Here is an 18,470-nt window from a genome sequence, read left to right as displayed (position 1 = left end):
GCCCCCCAATGGCCCGGGTTGTTGGGGGCCCGCCTGTTGGCCCCCCCCGGGGGGTCCGCGGGGGCGGCCCCGCGCCCCGCGATTAAAAACCTCGGGGGGGGGCCCCCGGGTGCCCGCCCCCCGCACCGGGGTGCTGAAGGGCTCCTAATCAGTGGCCGTGGCCGTGTCCTCCATAACCCTTGTCGCCGTCATCGTGGTCCCAGCCGCGGTGGTGTCCGCCGTAGCCCTTGTCGTCATCGTGGTTCCAGCCGGCCTTGTGCCCGCCGTAACCCTTGCCGTGGTCGTGGCCGCCCTTGCCGTGGTCGTGCCCGCCCTTGCCGTGGTCGTGTCCGCCGTAACCCTTGCCATGGTGGCCGCCGTAGCCCTTGCCGTCGCCGTCGCAGCCGCCGCCGGTGACATAGGAGACGGGTTGGGTCGGGGCTGCCGCCGAGGCGGTCCCCGCAGTACCGAGCGCGGCTCCACCGGCCATCAGGAGACCGGCGGCGGAAACCACGAAAAGGCGCTTTGCTCTCTGTGCATGCATTTGGGGGTGTCCTTTCCTCCGCCTTCTCGCACCTCTCCGAGGCATGAGGGGCGGACCGCGGCCGCAGAAGAAGGACGTGCGGCGCGGATCGGATGGCGGGGCCGCGGGGCAGTGCGGAGACTTCCGGCCACCAGGCCTCGGGCGCCATGTCGGCCCCGAAACAGGCACGCACGCGTCAGGGATCCAACCCCCTGCCCACGCAGAACAATGCCGCCTTGGGGCGTGCTCCGCAGGTGCGGCTCCACGTCCAAGGCTAGTCGCGCAACAGCGGGTCGGCACCTCAGGACATCAGGGCTGCCGCCCCGCCGGGGCCACCGACTGCCCGGCTCGGCGGGTGCGCTCGCCGCCCCCGCCGACGGCCCGTGCCTGTGCGCGGGTACGCACGCCCCCGCCCGCCCTAGAGCTCGATGACCTTGCCGCCCGAGACCTCCAGGCGGCGCGTCACGTGGACGGCGTCCAGCATGCGGCGGTCGTGGGTGACCAGCAGGAGGGTGCCCTCGTAGGCGTCGAGTGCGGACTCCAGCTGCTCGATCGCCGGAAGGTCGAGGTGGTTGGTGGGCTCGTCCAGGACCAGCAGGTTCACCCCGCGGCCCTGGAGCAGCGCCAGCGCGGCGCGGGTGCGTTCACCCGGGGAGAGGGTCGCCGCCGGGCGCAGGACGTGGGCCGCCTTGAGGCCGAACTTGGCCAGCAGGGTGCGGACCTCGGCCGGCTCGGTCTCCGGGACCGCGGCGCAGAAGGCCTCCAGCAGCGGTTCGCCGCCCAGGAACAGGCCGCGCGCCTGGTCCACCTCGCCGACCAGGACCCCCGAGCCGAGATGGGCGGCGCCGGAGTCCGGCGTCAGCCGGCCCAGCAGGACGGCGAGGAGGGTGGACTTGCCGGCGCCGTTGGCCCCGGTGATGGCGACCCGGTCCGCCCAGTCGATCTGCAGGCTGGCCGGACCGAAGGCGAAGTCCCCGCGCTTGACGGCCGCCTCGCGCAGGGTGGCCACCACCGCGCCGGAGCGCGGGGCCGCCGCGATCTCCATGCGCAGCTCCCACTCCTTGCGGGGTTCTTCGACGACTTCGAGCCGCTCGATCGCCCGCTGCGTCTGGCGGGCCTTGGCGGCCTGCTTCTCGCTGGACTCGCCGCGCAGGTTCTTGCCGATCTTGTCGTTGTCGGACGCCTTGCGGCGGGCGTTGCGCACGCCCTTGTCCATCCAGTTGCGCTGCATCTGGGCCCGGCCCTCGAGGGCGGACTTCTTGCCCGCGAACTCCTCGAACTCCTCGCGGGCGTGGTCGCGGGCGCGCTCGCGCTCCTCCAGGTAGGCGTCGTAGCCGCCGCCGTAGAGATTGATCTGCTGCTGCGCAAGGTCGAGTTCGAGGACCTTGGTGACGGTACGCGTGAGGAACTCGCGGTCGTGGCTGATCACGACCGTGCCCGCGCGCAGCCCCTTGACGAACCGCTCCAGCCGCTCCAGACCGTCCAGGTCCAGGTCGTTGGTGGGCTCGTCCAGCAGGAACACGTCGTAGCGGGAGAGGAGCAGCGAGGCGAGACCCGCACGCGCCGCCTGGCCGCCGGAGAGCGCCGTCATGGGCAGGTCGAGGCCCACGGTGAGGCCCAGCTCGGCGCAGACCTCCTCGGCCCGCTCCTCGAGATCGGCGCCGCCGAGGTCCAGCCACCGGTCCAGCGCGGTCGCGTACGCGTCGTCCGCGCCCGGAGTCCCGTCCACGAGGCCCTGCGTCGACGCGTCCAGCTCCGCCTGCGCGGCGGCCACGCCCGTACGGCGCGCAAGGAACTCCCGGACCGACTCGTCGGGCCGGCGCTCCGGCTCCTGCGGGAGGTGGCCGACGGCGGCGCCGGGCGGGGAGAGCCGCAGCTCCCCGGTCTCGGGGGTGTCCAGCCCGGCGAGCAGGCGCAGCAGGGTGGACTTCCCGGCGCCGTTCACGCCGACGAGGCCGATGACGTCGCCGGGGGCGACGACGAGGTCGAGATCGGCGAAGAGCGTGCGCTCACCGTGCGCGGCGGTGAGCTTCTTGGCGACGAGGGTTGCAGTCATGATGCCCCGATCCTATCCGGGCGCGGGAACCGGCCTCCCGTGCCGGATGGCCGGATAGGTGGGAAGCATGTCATTGCGGCCATGAGGGTCGGCGTCACACCATGAGGCCATGTCGTTGCGAAACGTGCTCGTCGTCCTCTACGACGGGGTGCAGAGCCTGGACGTGACCGGACCGGTGGAGGTCTTCGCCGGGGCGTCGCGGTTCCCCGGGACGGCCGGGTACGCGATCAGGACGGTGTCACCGGGAGGCGCTCCGGTCCGGACGAACAGCGGGCTGACGCTGGTCCCGGACGGCGACCTGGAGAGTGCCCGGCCGGGGGCCGGGACCACACTGCTGGTTCCCGGGGGCCGGTACACGGCCGATTTCGAGCCGCGGCTCACCGACTGGCTGCGCGCTTACGGGGGTGGCGCGGAGCGGCTGGTGTCCGTGTGCACGGGAGGACTGCTGCTGGCCGAGGCGGGGCTGCTGGACGGGCGGCGGGCGACGACGCACTGGTACGCGTGCGAGCAGATGGCGCGTGAGTACCCGGCCGTGGACGTGGAGCCCGACCCCATCTACGTGCGGGACGGGCCGGTGTCCACCTCGGCCGGGGTCACGGCCGGGATCGACCTCGCGCTCGCGCTGGTGGAGGAGGACCTCGGCCGGGACGTCGCACTGACCATCGCCCGGCACCTGGTGGTGTTCCTGCGCAGACCGGGCAATCAGGCACAGTTCAGCGCGCAGCTGTCGGCGCAGACGGCGCGGCGGGAGCCGCTGCGGGACGTTCAGCAGTGGATCACCGAGCACCCGGGCGGAGACCTGGGCGTGGAGGCGCTGGCGGCGCGGGCTCAGCTGTCGCCGCGGCACTTCTCGCGCGCGTTCCAGGCGGAAACGGGGGTGACGCCGGGGCGCTACGTCGAGCGGGTGCGGTTGGAGCACGCGCGGCGGCTGCTGGAGGAGGGCGGGGAGGGGATCGCGGAGATCTCCCGGGCGTGCGGGTACGGGACGCCGGAGGCGCTGCGGCGTGCGTTCCTGAAGACGCTGGGCCAGTCCCCGACCGAGTACCGCCGCCGCTTCGGCGTACCCCACCGCTAGATCGTGTCGTGGCCGCAGCCCGGCATCCGCCCTTCGCCGACCACTCGACCACTCGGAACGGCCGCCCCCGCCACGGGGCCGGTGCCGCATCCGTCAACCGCTCCGGAGGAGCCATGCAGATCGCCGTACTGCTCTACGACCGCTTCACCGCCCTGGACGCCGTCGGACCCTTCGACACGCTCGGACGGCTTCCCGGCGCCGAGGTCGTGTTCGTCTCCGAGCGGCCCGGGCCCGTGCGGACGGACAACGGGTCGCTCGCGCTCGTCGCCGACAAGGCGCTCGGTGAGGTGACCCGGCCCGACATCGTCATCGTGCCCGGCGGACCGCACCCCGAGGTGGAGATGAAGAATCCCGCCGTCCTGGAGTGGCTGAGGGCCGTCGACGCCACCAGCACGTGGACCACCTCCGTGTGCACCGGCTCGCTCCTGCTCGCCGCCGCCGGGCTGCTCGACGGGAGGCGGGCCGCCGGCCACTGGCTGTACCTCGACCGCCTGCCGCAGTTCGGGGCCGAGCCCACAGGGGAGCGCGTGGTGTTCGACGGGAAGTACGTCACCGCCGCCGGGGTGTCCTCCGGCATCGACATGGGTCTCACCCTGCTCGGCAGGATCGCCGGGGACGAACTCGCCCAGACGGTCCAGCTGATGACCGAGTACGACCCGCAGCCGCCCTACGACGCCGGGTCGCCGGACAAGGCCCCCGCCGGGCTCGTCGCCCGGCTGCGGGCGAACAACCCCTTGGAGTAGGTCACGGCGTCCATGTGAAGCGCGGCGCCCGGCGTTCCAGGAAGGCGGCGACTCCCTCGGCGGTGTCGTCGCCGCCGGCCGCCTGGTCCTCCCAGTACCCGTCCCGGTCCGCCCGGCCGTCCGCGAACTCCTTGGCAGCCACCTGTGTCAGCTGCGAGCGTGAGGCCAGGATCCGGCTGAACTCCGTGACGCGCTCGTCCAGCCGGCCGGCCGGCAGCAGCTCGTTCAGGAACCCGGCACGCAGGGCCTCGTCAGCGCCGATCAACTCCGCGGAGAAGAGGAGGTACTTGGCCCACGCCGGGCCGACCAGGGACGCCAGCCTCCGGGTGGAGGAGGCCGGGTAGACGATGCCCAGCTTCGCCGGGGTCACTCCGAACGAAGCCCCCTCCTCCGCGAAGCGCAGGTCGCAGGCCGCCGCCAGCTGGCTGCCGCCGCCCACGCAGAATCCGCGGATCGCCGCCAGTGTCGGCTTCGGGAAGGCCGCCAGGGCCTCCTCCGCCGTGACGGCGAGGGCCCGCGGGTCCTCGCCGCCCGTCAGCGAGGAGATGTCCGCACCCGCGCAGAAGGTCGGTCCGGCCCCGGTCAGCACGAGCACCCGGACCGCAGGATCCCCCGCCAGGCCCGTCAGCAGCTCCGGGAGCGCCCGCCACATCGAGGCGGTCATGGCGTTGCGCTTGGCGGGGTGCGAGATGACGACGGTGGCCACCCCGTCGGCGACCGTGTGCAGGAGGGTGGCGTCCAGGGCTGCGTCCATGCGCCGGATGCTATCCCGGGCCGCCAAACCTATGATCAGGGGAGTCCGTCCGGGGGTGCGAGGAGGTGCCACGTCCATGGGCACAGACCGAGCCGACCGTACGGAGGCCGGGGCCGAGGCCGGGGCCGAGGTCGGGGCGGATGCGATCAAGGCCAAGGGCCGGGAACCGCGGCAGGAGAGGAAGAAGCTCAACCGCAGCTTCGGGCTGCTGACCCTGCTCGGCGTACTCCTCGTGCTGGCCGGTCTGGTCGGGCTGATCTACACCGGCGTGGCCACGCTCACCTCGATGTTCCTCTTCGGCTGGCTGCTGCTGATCGGCGGTGTGGTGGGCCTGCTGCAGGCCGTGCAGTCGCGCAGGAGCAACTACTTCTGGCTCGCCGTCATCGTCGCCGCGATCAACATCGCGGCGGGTTTCGTGATCCTGCGCCGCCCCGAGGCGAGCGCGGAGGCGCTGACCATGTTCGCCGCGCTGCTCTTCCTCACCGGAGGGCTCTTCCGGCTGGTCGGAGCGCTGGTGGTACGCGGAGCGGACTTCGGGCTCGCGCTCGTCCAGGGCGCCTTCGGCGTGCTCCTGGGCCTTCTGATCCTCTCCAACTGGCCCGGCAACAGTCTGTACGTGATCGGAACCTTCTTCTCCCTCGCCCTCCTGTTCGACGGCCTGAGCCTGGTGGCCATGGGCCTGGGGGCCCGGCGCATCCTGGGGTTGGTCAGGGAAGACGAGGCGGCGGCGGAGGCGGCCGCGGCGGACGAGGCGCGCGAGGCAGCCGATAAGCGTCCGGAAGAAGATCAGGAACAGTCGAACAACTGACTCTGTCATACGCCAGCGGTCAGAAAGTGTCCGATTGACGCTGACTTCTGGTCAGCAGTCCGGCCCGCACCAGCCCGTTCCCCACTCTTGACGCGTGGAGACGATCGAGCGTGAAGACGGGGGACGGAAGATGGATGTCAGCGGGAGTGTCCCGCCAGCCAAGGAGGGGGAGCCGGAGGCTCCGGCCGACCCGCTCGCGTACGAGGGCGTGTGGAGGTTCACCGCGCCCGCCGTAGAAGAATCCGTTCCGCAGGCCCGCCGTGCGGTCCGGGACCTGCTCGGCCGTCAGGGGGTGCCCGCTCATCAGGACCTCGTCTACTCCCTGCTCCTGATCGTCTCCGAACTGGTGACGAACTCGGTCCGGCACGCCGCGCTGCTCTCGCCGGAGGTCGCGGTCGAAGTGGCCATCGGCCGGGCGTGGGTACGGGTGGCGGTCGAGGACAACCACCCCTACCGCCCCAAGGCGCTGGAGGCGGACTTCGGCCAGACCGGCGGCCGGGGCCTGCTCCTGGTGCGGGAGGTCACGCGGGAGGCCGGTGGGGTCTGCGACGTCGAGCACACCTCGACCGGGGGCAAGGTCATCTGGGCGGCCCTGCCGCTGACCGCCCCGCTGGCCGCCCCGCCGACCGCCGGCTGAGCGGCGGACGGCGCAGGGGCGGCCGGGCGGGACGGCGGGCGGGCTACCAGCCCGCGGCGTCGCCGGTCAGCTCGCGGATCGCGGGCCGCGCCGCGTCCAGCACGGTCATGAACCAGGCCGAGAAGGGCACTTCGGCGTGCCGCTTCGCCAGCTCCTCGGCGGTGACGAAGGCGGTGTCCCCGACCTCCTCCGGATCCGGTCGCACGGGCGCCTGCGCGAGTCCCACGAACAGGTGATTGAACTCCTGCTCCACGAGGCCCGAGGCGGGGTCCGGGTGGTTGTAGCGCACCGTCCCCGCCTGCGCGAGCAGCGACGGCGAGAGCCCCAGCTCCTCGTGGGTCCGCCGGGCCGCGGCCGCGAACGGAGACTCACCGGGGTAGGGGTGACCGCAACAGGTGTTCGACCAGACGCCGGGCGAGTGGTACTTCCCGAGGGCCCGCTGCTGGAGCAGCAGGCGGCCCTGCTCGTCGAAGAGGAACACGGAGAACGCCCGGTGCAGCAGGCCGGGCGCCTGATGGGCGGAGAGCTTCTCCGCCGTGCCGATGGTGTTGCCGGACTCGTCGACCAGTTCGAGCATGATCGGTTCTTGAGTACCGGTGCCGTTGGGCGCGCTGGTCGCGGCGGTGGCTGGTGTGGTCGGCATACCCATCCTTCGCTTCGGACTTCGGCCTTCAGTCTGCCGTACAAAAGCGGCTTGTCCCCACTTCGGACATCCGCGCATGTCCGCCCCCCGCCGCGTGCTAGGCGGCGAGGGGCGGATCACCTCACGTGCCCGGCGCGGGCGTCAGACGCCGAACGCCGTGCCCGGCGCCGCGTCAGACGCCGAACGCCGTGCCCGGCCTTGCGTCAGACGCCGAACGGAGCCGGATAGCCGATCGTGCCGGCCGGGACCGGAACGGAATCGTCAAGCACCAGCGCCATCATGGCCTCGTCCGGCACCTCGAAGGGCGCCCGGATCCCGAAGCGCGAGGCCGGTACGAACCCGAAGCGCGGGTAGTACGCCGCGTGCCCCAGGACCAGCACCAGCGACTCCCCGCGTTCCCTCGCCGCCGCCAGCAGGGCCCGTACGACCGAGCTGCCCGCGCCCGAGCCCTGGTGCGCGGGATCGGCGGCCACCGGCGCGAGCGCGAGCGCCGGGACGCCGCCGACCTCGCAGCGGGTCAGCAGGGCGTGCGCCGCCACTGACCCGTCCGGGGCCTCGGCCACGTACGACAGCCCGGGCACCCAGGAGCCGTCCGTGCGCAGCGCGTCCACGAGGTCCGCCTCAAGCGGCGTTTCGAAGGCCGCCAGGTGGACCTTCCGTACGGCGGCCGCATCGGCCGCGGTCTCCGGGCGGGCCGGCCAGGCGTCGCCGTCCCCGGCGGTCACCGGGCGCAGGACATAGCCGGTGTACCCGTACTCGTGCCCGTGGCGTGCCCGGACGTCGAGCTCCTCGCGCGTGGCGGCCAGCGCCTGCGCCATCGCGGGGGTCCCGTGCGCCGGGCGGGTACGGACCCGCTCCGCGAGCGGGCCGTAGTACTCGGCCCAGTCGGAGTCGGGCAGGTCGTACACGCCGAGCACCTGGTACCCGGCGGACTGGGCGGAGCCGAGGTTGCGGGCGGTGGACCGCAGCGGGCACTGCGGGTCCCAGAAGGCGCGCGCGCCCGCGGACGGTTCCGCGACGGTCCACTGGCACTCGGTCAGCACGAGTGTGCCGCCCGGGGCGAGCAGCCGCTTCCACCGGGCGAGCGCGGTGTCGAAACCGAGGAGGTAGGCGGAACCCTCCGCCCACACGAGGTCGTAGGAACCGTCCTCGAAGTCCGCGGGGGAGAGTGCGCCCATGTCCGCCTCGACGGTGCGGACGCGGTCGGCGAGCCCGCGGGCCACGGCGGCCGTACGGAGCTCGTCGAGGAAGGGGGAGTGGAGGTCGACGGCGGTCACCTCGGCGCCGCCCCCGCCCGGCCCGCCCGCCTCGGCGGCTAGCAGCAGGGCGCTGCGGCCCGGACCGCAGCCCAGGTCGAGGACGCGCGGCCGCTCGGGCAGCGGTCCGCACAGGGACAGCAGATGACGGGTGCTGGCGTCGGAGCCGGGAGCCTGCCGTGGCAGGCCGTGGTGCAGGTCGAAGAAGGCCTGCATGAAGGTGTCGATGGTGTGGTCGGTCAACGTGAACCCTTGAACGGGGGCTCCGGCCGACGAGGCCCAGCGGTGTGGATCAGGCCTGGCCGGATGCCCGGGAGAAATGGGGGATGCACCGGAGTTCGCTGCGCATGGCCGCGACCACTACGACGGTCATCAACCCACCTCTTCCCACTCGACACCTTCAGGGGCGTGTCCACCGTAACATCAGGGCCGTTTGTGGTACCGCGCCGTGATCGTCAATGATGATCGGGACCCGGCCCAGGAAGCCGGGATATTCGGCTTATCGGGGCGTAAACGGGTGGTGAACCCCTGCTTCCATTCATCCGATAGCCTCTGCCGACGTGCCGCCGCCCCCTGAGGCGCGCGTTCGTCAATCCGTTACAAGGAGTGAGTTCGTCTGCCGACCGTCATCCTCACCGGCCTGCCGGTCCCCGGATCGCCGCTCGCGGACGAGCTGCGCGGCCTCGGCTTCGACGTCCGCCCGGCCCCCGGGCCCCAGGACGCCGCCGCCGTACTGGCCGGCGTACCCGCCGACCAGCGGGTGGCCGTCGTGGACAGCGCCTTCGTCGGGCACGTGCACGCGCTGCGCCTCGCGCTGACCGACCCGCGCTTCGACGCCTGCGCCGTCACCGGCGCCCTCGCCGTCCAGCCGGGTGCCCGCGACGCCCTGGACAAGGCCGCGGCCGTCGCGCCCGAGGGCTCCGGCCCGTACGCCGACCGGCTCGCCGCCGCGGTCGAGGCCGCCGGCACCGCCGTCCAGCGACCCGAACTGGGCACGCTCGTCGCCACCGTCCCCGCCGGCCCCGCCGACCGGGACGCGGCGACCGCCGCCGTCGCCGCCGTCGACGACGAGGCCGTGCGCCTGCGGACCGCCGTAAAGTCCCGCGACGGCTTCTTCACCACCTTCTTCATCAGCCCCTACTCGCGCTACATCGCCCGCTGGTGCGCGCGCCGCGGCCTGACCCCGAACCAGGTCACGACCGCCTCGCTGATCACCGCCCTGATCGCGGCCGGCTGCGCGGCCACGGGCGAGCGCTGGGGCTACGTCGCCGCCGGTGTGCTGCTTCTCGTCTCCTTTGTCCTGGACTGCACGGACGGGCAGCTCGCCCGCTACTCGCTCCAGTACTCGACGATGGGCGCCTGGCTCGACGCCACCTTCGACCGCGCGAAGGAGTACTCCTTCTACGCCGGCCTCGCGCTCGGCGCCGCCGCGAACGGGGACGACGTCTGGGGCCTCGCCCTCGGCTCCATGATCCTCATGACCTGCCGGCACGTCGTCGACTTCTCCTTTAACGAGGCCAACCACGACGCGACAGCGAACACCAGCCCCACGGCAGCCCTCTCCGACCGGCTCGACAGCGTCGGCTGGACGGTCTGGGTCCGGCGGATGATCATCCTGCCCATCGGTGAGCGCTGGGCGATGATCGCGGTGCTGACCGCCTTCACCACCCCCCGCATCGTCTTCTACGCGCTCCTGATCGGCTGCGCCTTCGGCGCCCTCTACACCACCGCCGGCCGGGTGCTGCGCTCCCTGACCCGCAAGGCGACCCGGACCGACCGCGCGGCCCAGGCCCTGGCCGACCTCGCCGACTCCGGTCCGCTCGCCGAGCTCCAGGCCCGGCTGCTGCGCGGCCGCGCCGGATCCTTCGGCTCCGTGTACGTGGCGGCCCTGGGCGCGCTGCTGATGGTCGGGGCCGCCCTGTACCTGCCGTTCGGCGACCCGCGGCTGATCGCCGTCGCCGTGATCTACGCCATGGCGTCCGGGCTCGCCGTCGCCGCGCCGCTCAAGGGCGTGCTGGACTGGCTGATCCCGCCGCTGTTCCGGGCCGCCGAATACGTCACGGTCCTCGTCCTCGCCGCGAAGGCGGACGTCCCCGAGGCCCTTCCGGCGGCATTCGGACTGGTCGCGGCGGTCGCCTACCATCACTACGACACGGTGTACCGCATTCGCGGAGGCACCGGCGCGCCCCCGCACTGGCTGGTGCGGACGATCGGCGGCCACGAAGGCCGGGTCCTGCTGATCACGGTCCTGGCGGCCGTCCTCGTATCGCGCGAAGCGGACTTCCCCGTCTCGCTCACGGCCATGGCCGTGTTCGTGGCACTCGTGGTGCTCGTGGAGAGCATCCGGTTCTGGGTCTCCTCCGGAGCACCCGCCGTACATGACGAAGGAGAACCAGCATGATCGGCCTTGTACTCGCTGCCGGTGCCGGACGCCGTCTGCGTCCCTACACCGACACCCTGCCCAAGGCCCTCGTGCCCGTCGGCCCCGAGGGCGACGAGGAGAGCATCACGGTTCTCGACCTGACCCTCGGCAACTTCGCCGAGGTCGGCCTCACCGAGGTCGCCGTCGTCGTCGGCTACCGCAAGGAAGCCGTGTACGCGCGCCGGGAGGCCCTGGAGGCCAAGTACGGCGTCAAGATCACGCTGATCGACAACGACAAGGCCGAGGAGTGGAACAACGCCTACTCCCTGTGGTGCGCGCGTGAGGTCCTGAAGCAGGGTGTGATCCTCGCCAACGGCGACACCGTCCACCCGGTCTCCGTCGAGAAGACGCTGCTCGCCGCCCGCGGCAACGGCCAGAAGATCATCCTCGCCCTCGACACGGTGAAGAACCTGGCCGACGAGGAGATGAAGGTCGTCACCGCCGACGGAAAGGGCGTCCAGAAGATCACCAAGCTGATGGACCCCGCCGACGCCACCGGCGAGTACATCGGCGTCACCCTCATCGAGCCCGAGGCCGCCGAGCAGCTGGCCGAGGCGCTGAAGACCACCTTCGAGCGCGACCCCGACCTCTACTACGAGGACGGCTACCAGCAGCTCGTCAACGACGGCTTCACCATCGACGTGGCCCCCATCGGCGACGTCGAGTGGGTCGAGATCGACAACCACGACGACCTCGCCAAGGGCCGGACGATCGCATGCCAGTACTGACGAGGCTCATCCCCTCGCCCGTCGTCGTCGACATCAGTCGCGGGGCGATGGACGACCTGGCCGGGCTCCTGGCCGACCAGCGGATCTCCGCCTCGGGCAAGCTGGCCATAGCGATCAGCGGAGGCTCCGGCGTGGCGCTGCGCGCCAAGCTGGAGCCCGTCCTGCCGCACGCCGACTGGTACGCCGTCGTCGACGGCACCATCGACTCCGCGGTCAAGCTGGCCGACGACATAAAGGGCCGCCGCTACGACGCCGTCGTGGGCCTGGGCGGCGGCAAGATCATCGACGTGGCCAAGTACGCCGCGGCGCGGGTCGGGCTGCCCATGGTGGCCGTCGCCACCAACCTCTCCCACGACGGCATCTGCTCCCCGGTGTCCATTCTGGACAACGACAACGGCCGCGGGTCCTACGGCGTGCCCACCCCGATCGCCATGGTGATCGACCTCGATGTGATCAAGGAAGCCCCGGTCCGGTTCATCCGCGCCGGTGTCGGCGACGCGATCTCCAACATCTCGGCCGTCGCCGACTGGGAGCTCTCGCACGAGATCACCGGCGAGCCGGTCGACGGACTGGCCGCCGCCATGGCCCGCACCGCCGGCCAGTCCGTCCTGCGCCAGCCCGGCGGGTGCGGCGACGACGAGTTCCTCACCGTGCTCTCCGAGGCCCTGGTCCTGACCGGCATCGCCATGTCGATCAGCGGGGACACCCGCCCCGCCTCGGGCGCCTGCCACGAGATCAGCCACGCCTTCGACCTGCTCTACCCGGGGCGCTCCGCGCTCCACGGCGAGCAGGTCGGCCTGGGCGCCGCCTTCGCCATGCACCTGCGGGGGGCCGAGGACCTCTCCGGCCTCTTCGTCGAGGTGCTGCGCCGGCACGGCCTGCCGACCCTCCCCGAGGAGATCGGCTTCAGCGTCGACGAGTTCGTCGCCGCCGTCGAGTACGCCCCCCAGACCCGTCCGGGACGCTTCACGATCCTGGAGCACCTCAACCTGTCCGCAGCCGAGATCAGGGACGCTTACGCCGACTATGCCAAGACCATCCGTAGCTGAACTCCGGCCCGTCGTTCACCCGGCGGGCGTCAAGGACCGGGTCAGCGGCGAGCACTGGGGCGGGCGCCTCTACATGCGCGAGATCTCCCTGCGCATCACCCGCTACCTGGTCACCACCAAGGTCACGCCGAACCAGCTGACCTACGTGATGACCCTCGCCGGCGTCCTCGCCCTGCCCGCCCTGCTGGTGCCCGGCGTCTGGGGCGCCGTCCTCGGCGTGGTGGCCGTCCAGCTGTACCTCCTGCTCGACTGCGTCGACGGCGAGGTCGCCCGCTGGAAGAAGCAGTTCTCGCTCTCCGGGGTCTACCTGGACCGGGTCGGCGCCTACCTGTGCGACGCGGCCGTCCTGGTCGGCTTCGGCCTGCGCGCCGCGGACCTGTGGGGCGGCGGGCGGATCGACTGGCTGTGGGCCTTCCTGGGCACCCTGGCGGCGCTCGGCGCGATCTTGATCAAGGCCGAGACCGACCTGGTCGGCGTCGCCCGCCACCAGGCCGGAAAGCCGGTGGTCAAGGACGCGGCGGCCGAACCGCGGGCGAAGGGCATGGCGCTCGCCCGCCGGGCCGCCGCCGCGCTCAAGTTCCACCGCCTGATCCTCGGCATCGAGGCCTCGCTGCTCATCCTGGTGCTGGCCGTCCTGGACCAGATGCGGGGCGACCTGTACTTCTCCCGGCTGGGCGTCGCCGTACTGGCCGGCATCGCCGTGCTCCAGACCGTGCTGCACCTCGTGTCGGTCCTGGCCTCCAGCAGGCTCAAATGACCGCCCCGATGCGGCTGGGCGCCGTGATCATCACCATGGGCAACCGGCCCGACGAGCTCAAGGCGCTCCTCGACTCGGTGGCCCGCCAGGAGGGCGACCCCGTCGAGGTGGTCGTGGTGGGCCAGGGCGTGCAGGTCACCGGGCTCCCCGAGGGCGTCCGCAGCATCGACCTCCCGGAGAACCTGGGCATCCCGGGCGGACGCAACGTCGGCATCGAGGCCTTCGGCCCCGGTGGCAGCGACGTGGACGCGCTGCTCTTCCTGGACGACGACGGTCTGCTGGAGCGCACGGACACCGCCGAGCTGTGCCGGCAGGCCTTCGCCGAGGACCCCGCGCTAGGGATCATCAGCTTCCGGATCGCCGATCCGGACACCGGCGAGACGCAGCGCCGGCACGTGCCGCGGCTGCGTGCCTCCGACCCGATGCGCTCCTCCCGCGTGACGACCTTCCTGGGCGGCGCCAATGCCGTCCGCACGAAGGTGTTCGAGCAGGTCGGAGCGCTGCCGGGGGAGTTCTTCTACGCTCATGAGGAGACCGATCTGGCCTGGCGGGCGCTCGACGCAGGGTGGCTGATCGACTACCGGGCGGACATGGTGCTGCTGCACCCGACGACCGCCCCCTCCCGGCACGCGGTCTACCACCGTATGGTGGCTCGTAACCGGGTGTGGCTCGCCCGCCGCAACCTGCCCGCTCCGCTGGTCCCGGTCTACCTGGGCGTCTGGCTCCTGCTGACGCTCGTACGCAAGCCGTCGGGACCCGCGCTCAAGGCCTGGTTCGGCGGTTTCAGGGAGGGATGGAGCACTCCCTGCGGACCTCGCCGCCCGATGAGATGGCGTACGGTCTGGCGGTTGACCCGGCTGGGCCGACCACCTGTCATCTGACAACCCCGCGTCTGGGAACATGGCGCGATCACGGGCCTCGCGCCACCAGCCTGATGCCCACCTGGCCGCATCTTGAAGACGAAAGTTTCAACTTGTGAGTGACACAACCCACGACGGCGCCCTCGCCACGAGCAAGCCGCCGTCCGAAGACGCGGGGCTGAGCCCCGCGGAGCTCGCCAGGAAGTACGGCCTCTCCGTCAGCGGCGCCCGGCCCGGTCTGGGCGAGTACGTGCGGCAGCTCTGGGGCCGGCGCCACTTCGTCATGGCGTTCTCCCGGGCCAAGCTGGTCGCGCAGTACAGCCAGGCCAAGCTCGGCCAGGTCTGGCAGGTGGCGACCCCACTGCTGAACGCGGTCGTCTACTGGCTGATCTTCGGCGTGATCCTCGGCGCGGGCCGGGAGATGCCGGAGGACGTCTACGTCCCGTTCCTGGTGATGGGCATCTTCGTCTTCACCTTCACCCAGAGCTCGTTGATGGCGGGCGTCCGGGCGATCTCGGGCAACCTCGGGCTGGTGCGGGCACTGCACTTCCCGCGTGCCGCCCTCCCGGTGTCCTTCTCGCTGCAGCAGCTCCAGCAGCTGATGTACTCGATGATCGTCGTCTTCGTGATCGCCGTCAGCTTCGGCAACTATCCGCGGCTGTCCTGGCTGCTGGTCCTTCCGACGCTGGCGCTCCAGTTCGTCTTCAACACCGGTCTCGCCATGATCTTCGCGCGGATGGGCTCCAAGACCCCCGACCTGGCGCAGCTGATGCCGTTCGTGATGCGTACGTGGATGTACGCCTCCGGTGTCATGTTCCCGATCGGGATCTACCTCAAGGACCAGCCGCAGTGGATCAGCGACGTGCTGCTGTGGAACCCGGTGGCGATCTACATGGACCTGATCCGGTTCGCGCTGATCGACGACTACGGCAGCAGCAACCTGCCCCCGCACGTGTGGCTCTTCGCCGTGGGCTGGGCCGTCGTGATCGGCCTCGGCGGCTTCGTGTACTTCTGGAAGTCTGAGGAGCGTTACGGCCGTGGCTGACAAGACCGAGGGGCGCGTCCCCACCGTGATCGCGGACGATGTCCACATCGTCTACCGGGTCAACACGGGCAGCGCGGGCAAGGGCGCCGCCACCGCCGCCCTCAGCAAGATCGTCCGCCGGGGCAAGGGCGACTCACCGGGCGTCCGCCGGGTCCACGCCGTGCGCGGCGTCACCTTCACCGCGTACCGGGGCGAGGCCATCGGCCTCATCGGTTCCAACGGCTCCGGCAAGTCGACGCTGTTGCGCGCCATCGCGGGCCTGCTGCCCTGTGAGGCCGGCAAGGTCTACACCGACGGCCAGCCTTCGCTGCTGGGTGTCAACGCGGCTTTGATGAACGACCTCACCGGTGAGCGCAACATCGTTCTCGGCGGTCTCGCGATGGGCATGAGCCGCGAGCAGATCAAGGAGCGCTACCAGGGCATCGTCGACTTCTCGGGCATCAACGAGAAGGGCGATTTCATCTCCCTGCCGATGCGCACCTACTCCTCCGGCATGGCGGCGCGCCTGCGCTTCTCCATCGCGGCGGCCAAGGACCACGACGTCCTGATGATCGACGAGGCGCTGGCCACCGGTGACCGCAGCTTCCAGGTGCGTTCGGAGAACCGCATCCGTGAACTGCGGGAGAAGGCCGGCACGGTCTTCCTGGTGAGCCACAACAACAAGTCCATCCGCGACACCTGTGACCGGGTTCTGTGGCTGGAGAAGGGCGAGCTCCTGATGGACGGGCCCACGGAGGAAGTCGTCTCGGCATACGAGAAGGCCACCAACGGCTGACCTCCGGGTCGCGCGGCGCTCTTTCCGGCGTTCACCGCTTGTCCCGAAGGCCCCCGCCGCTCTGCGCGGCGGGGGCCTTCGGCGTGCTTTCGCATTTCGCCGCGACATTCGGTGGCGGAGCGAATACCCGAGAGGGCTCCGCGGCGTTGTACAGCGTAAGCTGAGGCGGTCCTGAATCGCGGCAAGAGGGGACGATTCCCCGCAGGTGAGCGGCCCTGGGGAACCCCGGGGAAAACCCAGGCGGCGTGTCCGAAATAGGATGTATTGGGTCGGCAGTGTAGAACGGGAGATGTGACGGCAATGGCTACGGGAATTCTCCGGCCCCCAGGCACGACGGCCGTCCCCGCCCCGGGCGGCGGGCGGTGACCCCGGGGCACGGCATCCGAACCCTGTCCGACACGGTCCACGTGAGCGCCACCCTCGACAAGGCGGCGGCGGAGAACTTTCCCGTCGCCCCTGCCTTCCTTCCCCGCGCCTGGCGTGACGGGCTGACGGCCGTCTACGGGTACGCCCGCCTCGTCGACGACATCGGCGACGGCGACCTCGCCCCCGGCGGGCGCGACGCCGTACTCCTCGGCCTCGACCCGGCCGCGGTCGACGACCGGCTCGCCATGCTCGACGCCCTCGAGGCCGACCTGCACCGCGTGTTCGGCGGCACCGACGGCCCTGCGCGCCACCCGCTCCTGCTGGCGCTGCAGCCCGTCGTCCGCGCCCACGGCCTCACCCCCGAGCCGTTCCTCGGCCTCATCGAGGCCAACCGCCAGGACCAGCGCGTCACGCGCTACGCGACTTATGCCGACCTGGCCGCCTACTGCGAGCTCTCCGCGAACCCGGTCGGCCGCCTCGTTCTCTCCCTCACCGGGACCAGCACCCCCGAGCGGATCCGCCGCTCCGACGCCGTCTGCACCGCACTGCAGATCGTCGAGCACGTCCAGGACGTCGCCGAGGACCTCGGCCGCGACCGGATCTACCTGCCCGCCGAGGACATGCGGCGCTTCCACGTGTCCGAGGCCGACCTGACGGCCCCGTCCGCCGGCGCGTCCGTGCGCGCCCTGGTCGCATTCGAAAGCGAGCGCGCCCGCGAACTGCTGAATGAAGGCACCCCGCTCGTGGGTAGCGTGCACGGCAGACTCCGGCTGCTGCTCGCGGGTTTCGTGGGAGGAGGGCGTGCAGCCCTGCGCGCCGTCACCGCCGCCGGCTTCGACGTACTCCCCGGCCCGCCCAAGCCCACCAAGAGCGGCCTGTTCCGCGAGGTTGCCGCCGTCCTGCGCACAGCGCCGAGAAAGGGGTGAGCCCCACCGTGGAGGGCCCCACACACGCGTCCGCACCGGCTGCGATGTCCGCACCGATTTCCGCGGCCTACAGCTACTGCGAGGCCGTCACCGGTGCGCAGGCGCGCAACTTCGCCTACGGCATCCGCCTGTTGCCCGGCGACAAGCGGCAGGCGATGTCCGCGCTCTACGCCTTCTCCCGGCGTGTCGACGACATCGGCGACGGCACGCTGCCCGCCGAGGCGAAGTTCGCCCGGCTGGAGGAGACCCGGGCCCTGCTCGGCCGCATCCGGGCCGAGGAGGTCGCCGAGGACGACACCGACCCGGTCGCCGTCGCCCTCGCGCACGCCGCACGCCGCTTCCCGATCCCGCTGGGCGGCCTCGACGAGCTCATCGACGGCGTCCTCATGGACGTCCGCGGCGAAAGCTACAAGACCTGGGACGACCTCAAGGCCTACTGCCGCTGCGTGGCCGGGGCCATCGGGCGGCTCTCGCTCGGCGTGTTCGGCACGGTGAACGCCTCGGGCCCGGGGGCGTCCGAGGCCGCGCGCGCCGCGGAGTACGCCGACACGCTCGGCCTCGCCCTGCAACTCACCAACATCCTCCGGGACGTCCGCGAGGACGCGGCCAACGGGCGCACCTACCTGCCCGCCGAGGACCTCGCCACCTTCGGCTGCTCGGACGGCTTCCACAGCGACCGGGCACCCGCCGGCTCCGACTTCGCAGGGCTGGTCCACCACGAAGTCCGGCGCGCCCGCGCCCTGTTCGCCGAGGGATACCGGCTGCTGCCGCTGCTCGACCGGCGCAGCGGCGCCTGCGTCGCCGCCATGGCCGGCATCTACCGGCGCCTTCTCGACCGCATCGAGCGGGAGCCGGAGGCCGTGCTGCGCGGCCGCGTGTCGCTGCCGCCGCATGAGAAGGCGTACGTCGCCGTGCGCGGCCTGTCCGGCCTCGACGCGCGGACCGTCTCCCGCCAGAGCACCCGGAGGCGGCCCTGATGGCCTCGGTCACCCCGCCCGCGCACCGCGTCGCGGCCGGGCCGGCCGCGACCGCCGGGCCGCGCCGCGCCGCGCGGGCCGACCGCACGGG

General features: G+C 71.8%; 18 protein-coding genes. 13 read left to right on the top strand and 5 right to left on the bottom strand.

All coding sequences use genetic code 11. The annotated features are described in order from the left end of the window. Positions 1-148: 148 nt before the first annotated feature. Positions 149-493: a hypothetical protein gene (locus ACWGIF_RS28895; RefSeq protein ID WP_453501849.1), complete on the bottom strand. Its 345-nt coding sequence runs from the start codon at positions 491-493 to the stop codon at positions 149-151. A 427-nt stretch (positions 494-920) separates the two neighbouring features. Next, positions 921-2,558 carry an ABC-F family ATP-binding cassette domain-containing protein gene (locus ACWGIF_RS28890; RefSeq protein WP_453501848.1) on the bottom strand — a complete coding sequence of 546 codons (1,638 nt, stop codon included), beginning with the start codon at positions 2,556-2,558 and terminating at the stop codon, positions 921-923. 109 nt (positions 2,559-2,667) lie between these two features. Here ACWGIF_RS28890 and ACWGIF_RS28885 point away from each other — a divergent pair, with 109 nt between their 5' ends. After that, on the top strand, positions 2,668-3,633 hold the full coding sequence (locus tag ACWGIF_RS28885; RefSeq protein ID WP_453501846.1) for a GlxA family transcriptional regulator: 966 nt from the start codon (positions 2,668-2,670) through the stop codon (positions 3,631-3,633). 113 nt (positions 3,634-3,746) lie between these two features. Beyond that, positions 3,747-4,376, top strand: coding sequence for a DJ-1/PfpI family protein (locus ACWGIF_RS28880; protein WP_453501845.1), 630 nt, complete (start codon positions 3,747-3,749; stop codon positions 4,374-4,376). A 1-nt stretch (position 4,377) separates the two neighbouring features. On the opposite strand, the gene ACWGIF_RS28875 is transcribed toward ACWGIF_RS28880, so the two are convergent. Next, the gene (locus ACWGIF_RS28875) at positions 4,378-5,118 is read right to left on the bottom strand and encodes an enoyl-CoA hydratase/isomerase family protein (RefSeq protein WP_453501874.1); all 741 of its coding nucleotides are present in this window, start codon (positions 5,116-5,118) and stop codon (positions 4,378-4,380) included. Positions 5,119-5,206: 88 nt separating this feature from the next. On the opposite strand from ACWGIF_RS28875, the gene ACWGIF_RS28870 reads away from it, so the two are divergent. Further along, positions 5,207-5,938: an HdeD family acid-resistance protein gene (locus ACWGIF_RS28870; protein ID WP_453501844.1), complete on the top strand. Its 732-nt coding sequence runs from the start codon at positions 5,207-5,209 to the stop codon at positions 5,936-5,938. 130 nt (positions 5,939-6,068) lie between these two features. Beyond that, on the top strand, positions 6,069-6,575 hold the full coding sequence (locus ACWGIF_RS28865; RefSeq protein ID WP_453501873.1) for an ATP-binding protein: 507 nt from the start codon (positions 6,069-6,071) through the stop codon (positions 6,573-6,575). A gap of 43 nt (positions 6,576-6,618) precedes the next feature. On the opposite strand, the gene idi is transcribed toward ACWGIF_RS28865, so the two are convergent. Continuing rightward, a complete protein-coding gene (gene idi / locus ACWGIF_RS28860; protein WP_453501843.1) occupies positions 6,619-7,218 on the bottom strand; it encodes an isopentenyl-diphosphate Delta-isomerase in 600 nt (199 codons plus the stop codon). A 203-nt stretch (positions 7,219-7,421) separates the two neighbouring features. Continuing rightward, the gene (locus tag ACWGIF_RS28855; RefSeq protein WP_453501842.1) at positions 7,422-8,717 is read right to left on the bottom strand and encodes a GNAT family N-acetyltransferase; all 1,296 of its coding nucleotides are present in this window, start codon (positions 8,715-8,717) and stop codon (positions 7,422-7,424) included. A 373-nt stretch (positions 8,718-9,090) separates the two neighbouring features. Between ACWGIF_RS28855 and ACWGIF_RS28850 the strand changes: the two genes are divergently transcribed. From ACWGIF_RS28850 to hpnD, 9 genes are all read left to right on the top strand, one after another. Continuing rightward, complete coding sequence (locus tag ACWGIF_RS28850) at positions 9,091-10,875, top strand: DUF5941 domain-containing protein (protein ID WP_453501872.1); 1,785 nt, start codon at positions 9,091-9,093, stop codon at positions 10,873-10,875. Then, the gene (locus ACWGIF_RS28845; protein ID WP_453501840.1) at positions 10,872-11,624 is read left to right on the top strand and encodes a phosphocholine cytidylyltransferase family protein; all 753 of its coding nucleotides are present in this window, start codon (positions 10,872-10,874) and stop codon (positions 11,622-11,624) included. Before ACWGIF_RS28850 ends, ACWGIF_RS28845 begins: the two co-directional genes overlap by 4 nt. Continuing rightward, a complete protein-coding gene (locus ACWGIF_RS28840; protein WP_453501838.1) occupies positions 11,612-12,673 on the top strand; it encodes an iron-containing alcohol dehydrogenase family protein in 1,062 nt (353 codons plus the stop codon). The genes ACWGIF_RS28845 and ACWGIF_RS28840 overlap by 13 nt, the downstream gene beginning before the upstream one ends. After that, positions 12,651-13,430 (top strand): CDP-alcohol phosphatidyltransferase family protein, encoded by a 780-nt coding sequence (locus tag ACWGIF_RS28835; protein ID WP_453501836.1) that lies wholly within the window; start codon positions 12,651-12,653, stop codon positions 13,428-13,430. The genes ACWGIF_RS28840 and ACWGIF_RS28835 overlap by 23 nt, the downstream gene beginning before the upstream one ends. Before the next feature lie 8 nt (positions 13,431-13,438). Then, positions 13,439-14,311, top strand: coding sequence for a glycosyltransferase family 2 protein (locus ACWGIF_RS28830; protein ID WP_453501870.1), 873 nt, complete (start codon positions 13,439-13,441; stop codon positions 14,309-14,311). A gap of 94 nt (positions 14,312-14,405) precedes the next feature. Further along, entirely contained in the window at positions 14,406-15,335 is a 930-nt protein-coding gene (locus tag ACWGIF_RS28825; RefSeq protein ID WP_453501834.1) for an ABC transporter permease, read from the top strand. Beyond that, positions 15,328-16,110, top strand: coding sequence for an ABC transporter ATP-binding protein (locus ACWGIF_RS28820; protein WP_453501832.1), 783 nt, complete (start codon positions 15,328-15,330; stop codon positions 16,108-16,110). The genes ACWGIF_RS28825 and ACWGIF_RS28820 overlap by 8 nt, the downstream gene beginning before the upstream one ends. A 407-nt stretch (positions 16,111-16,517) precedes the next feature. After that, on the top strand, positions 16,518-17,402 hold the full coding sequence (gene hpnC, locus ACWGIF_RS28815; RefSeq protein ID WP_453501830.1) for a squalene synthase HpnC: 885 nt from the start codon (positions 16,518-16,520) through the stop codon (positions 17,400-17,402). 44 nt (positions 17,403-17,446) lie between these two features. Beyond that, positions 17,447-18,379 (top strand): presqualene diphosphate synthase HpnD, encoded by a 933-nt coding sequence (hpnD, locus tag ACWGIF_RS28810; protein ID WP_453501828.1) that lies wholly within the window; start codon positions 17,447-17,449, stop codon positions 18,377-18,379. The last annotated feature ends 91 nt before the right edge of the window (positions 18,380-18,470 follow it).

The organism is Streptomyces sp. NPDC054849, from assembly GCF_053610945.1.
Note: the sequence above shows the minus strand (reverse complement) of the source record. Positions and strands in the feature narration are given on the sequence as shown.

Bases quoted from the DNA above. Each gene is read 5' to 3' on its own strand.
- ACWGIF_RS28890 (WP_453501848.1), bottom strand. From the start codon at position 2,558: ATGACTGCAACCCTCGTCGCCAAGAAGCTCACCGCCGCGCACGGTGAG.
- ACWGIF_RS28885 (WP_453501846.1), top strand. From the start codon at position 2,668: ATGTCGTTGCGAAACGTGCTCGTCGTCCTCTACGACGGGGTGCAGAGC.
- ACWGIF_RS28880 (WP_453501845.1), top strand. From the start codon at position 3,747: ATGCAGATCGCCGTACTGCTCTACGACCGCTTCACCGCCCTGGACGCC.
- ACWGIF_RS28870 (WP_453501844.1), top strand. From the start codon at position 5,207: ATGGGCACAGACCGAGCCGACCGTACGGAGGCCGGGGCCGAGGCCGGG.
- ACWGIF_RS28865 (WP_453501873.1), top strand. From the start codon at position 6,069: ATGGATGTCAGCGGGAGTGTCCCGCCAGCCAAGGAGGGGGAGCCGGAG.
- idi (WP_453501843.1), bottom strand. From the start codon at position 7,218: ATGCCGACCACACCAGCCACCGCCGCGACCAGCGCGCCCAACGGCACC.
- ACWGIF_RS28845 (WP_453501840.1), top strand. From the start codon at position 10,872: ATGATCGGCCTTGTACTCGCTGCCGGTGCCGGACGCCGTCTGCGTCCC.
- ACWGIF_RS28840 (WP_453501838.1), top strand. From the start codon at position 11,612: ATGCCAGTACTGACGAGGCTCATCCCCTCGCCCGTCGTCGTCGACATC.
- ACWGIF_RS28835 (WP_453501836.1), top strand. From the start codon at position 12,651: ATGCCAAGACCATCCGTAGCTGAACTCCGGCCCGTCGTTCACCCGGCG.
- ACWGIF_RS28830 (WP_453501870.1), top strand. From the start codon at position 13,439: ATGCGGCTGGGCGCCGTGATCATCACCATGGGCAACCGGCCCGACGAG.
- hpnD (WP_453501828.1), top strand. From the start codon at position 17,447: ATGTCCGCACCGATTTCCGCGGCCTACAGCTACTGCGAGGCCGTCACC.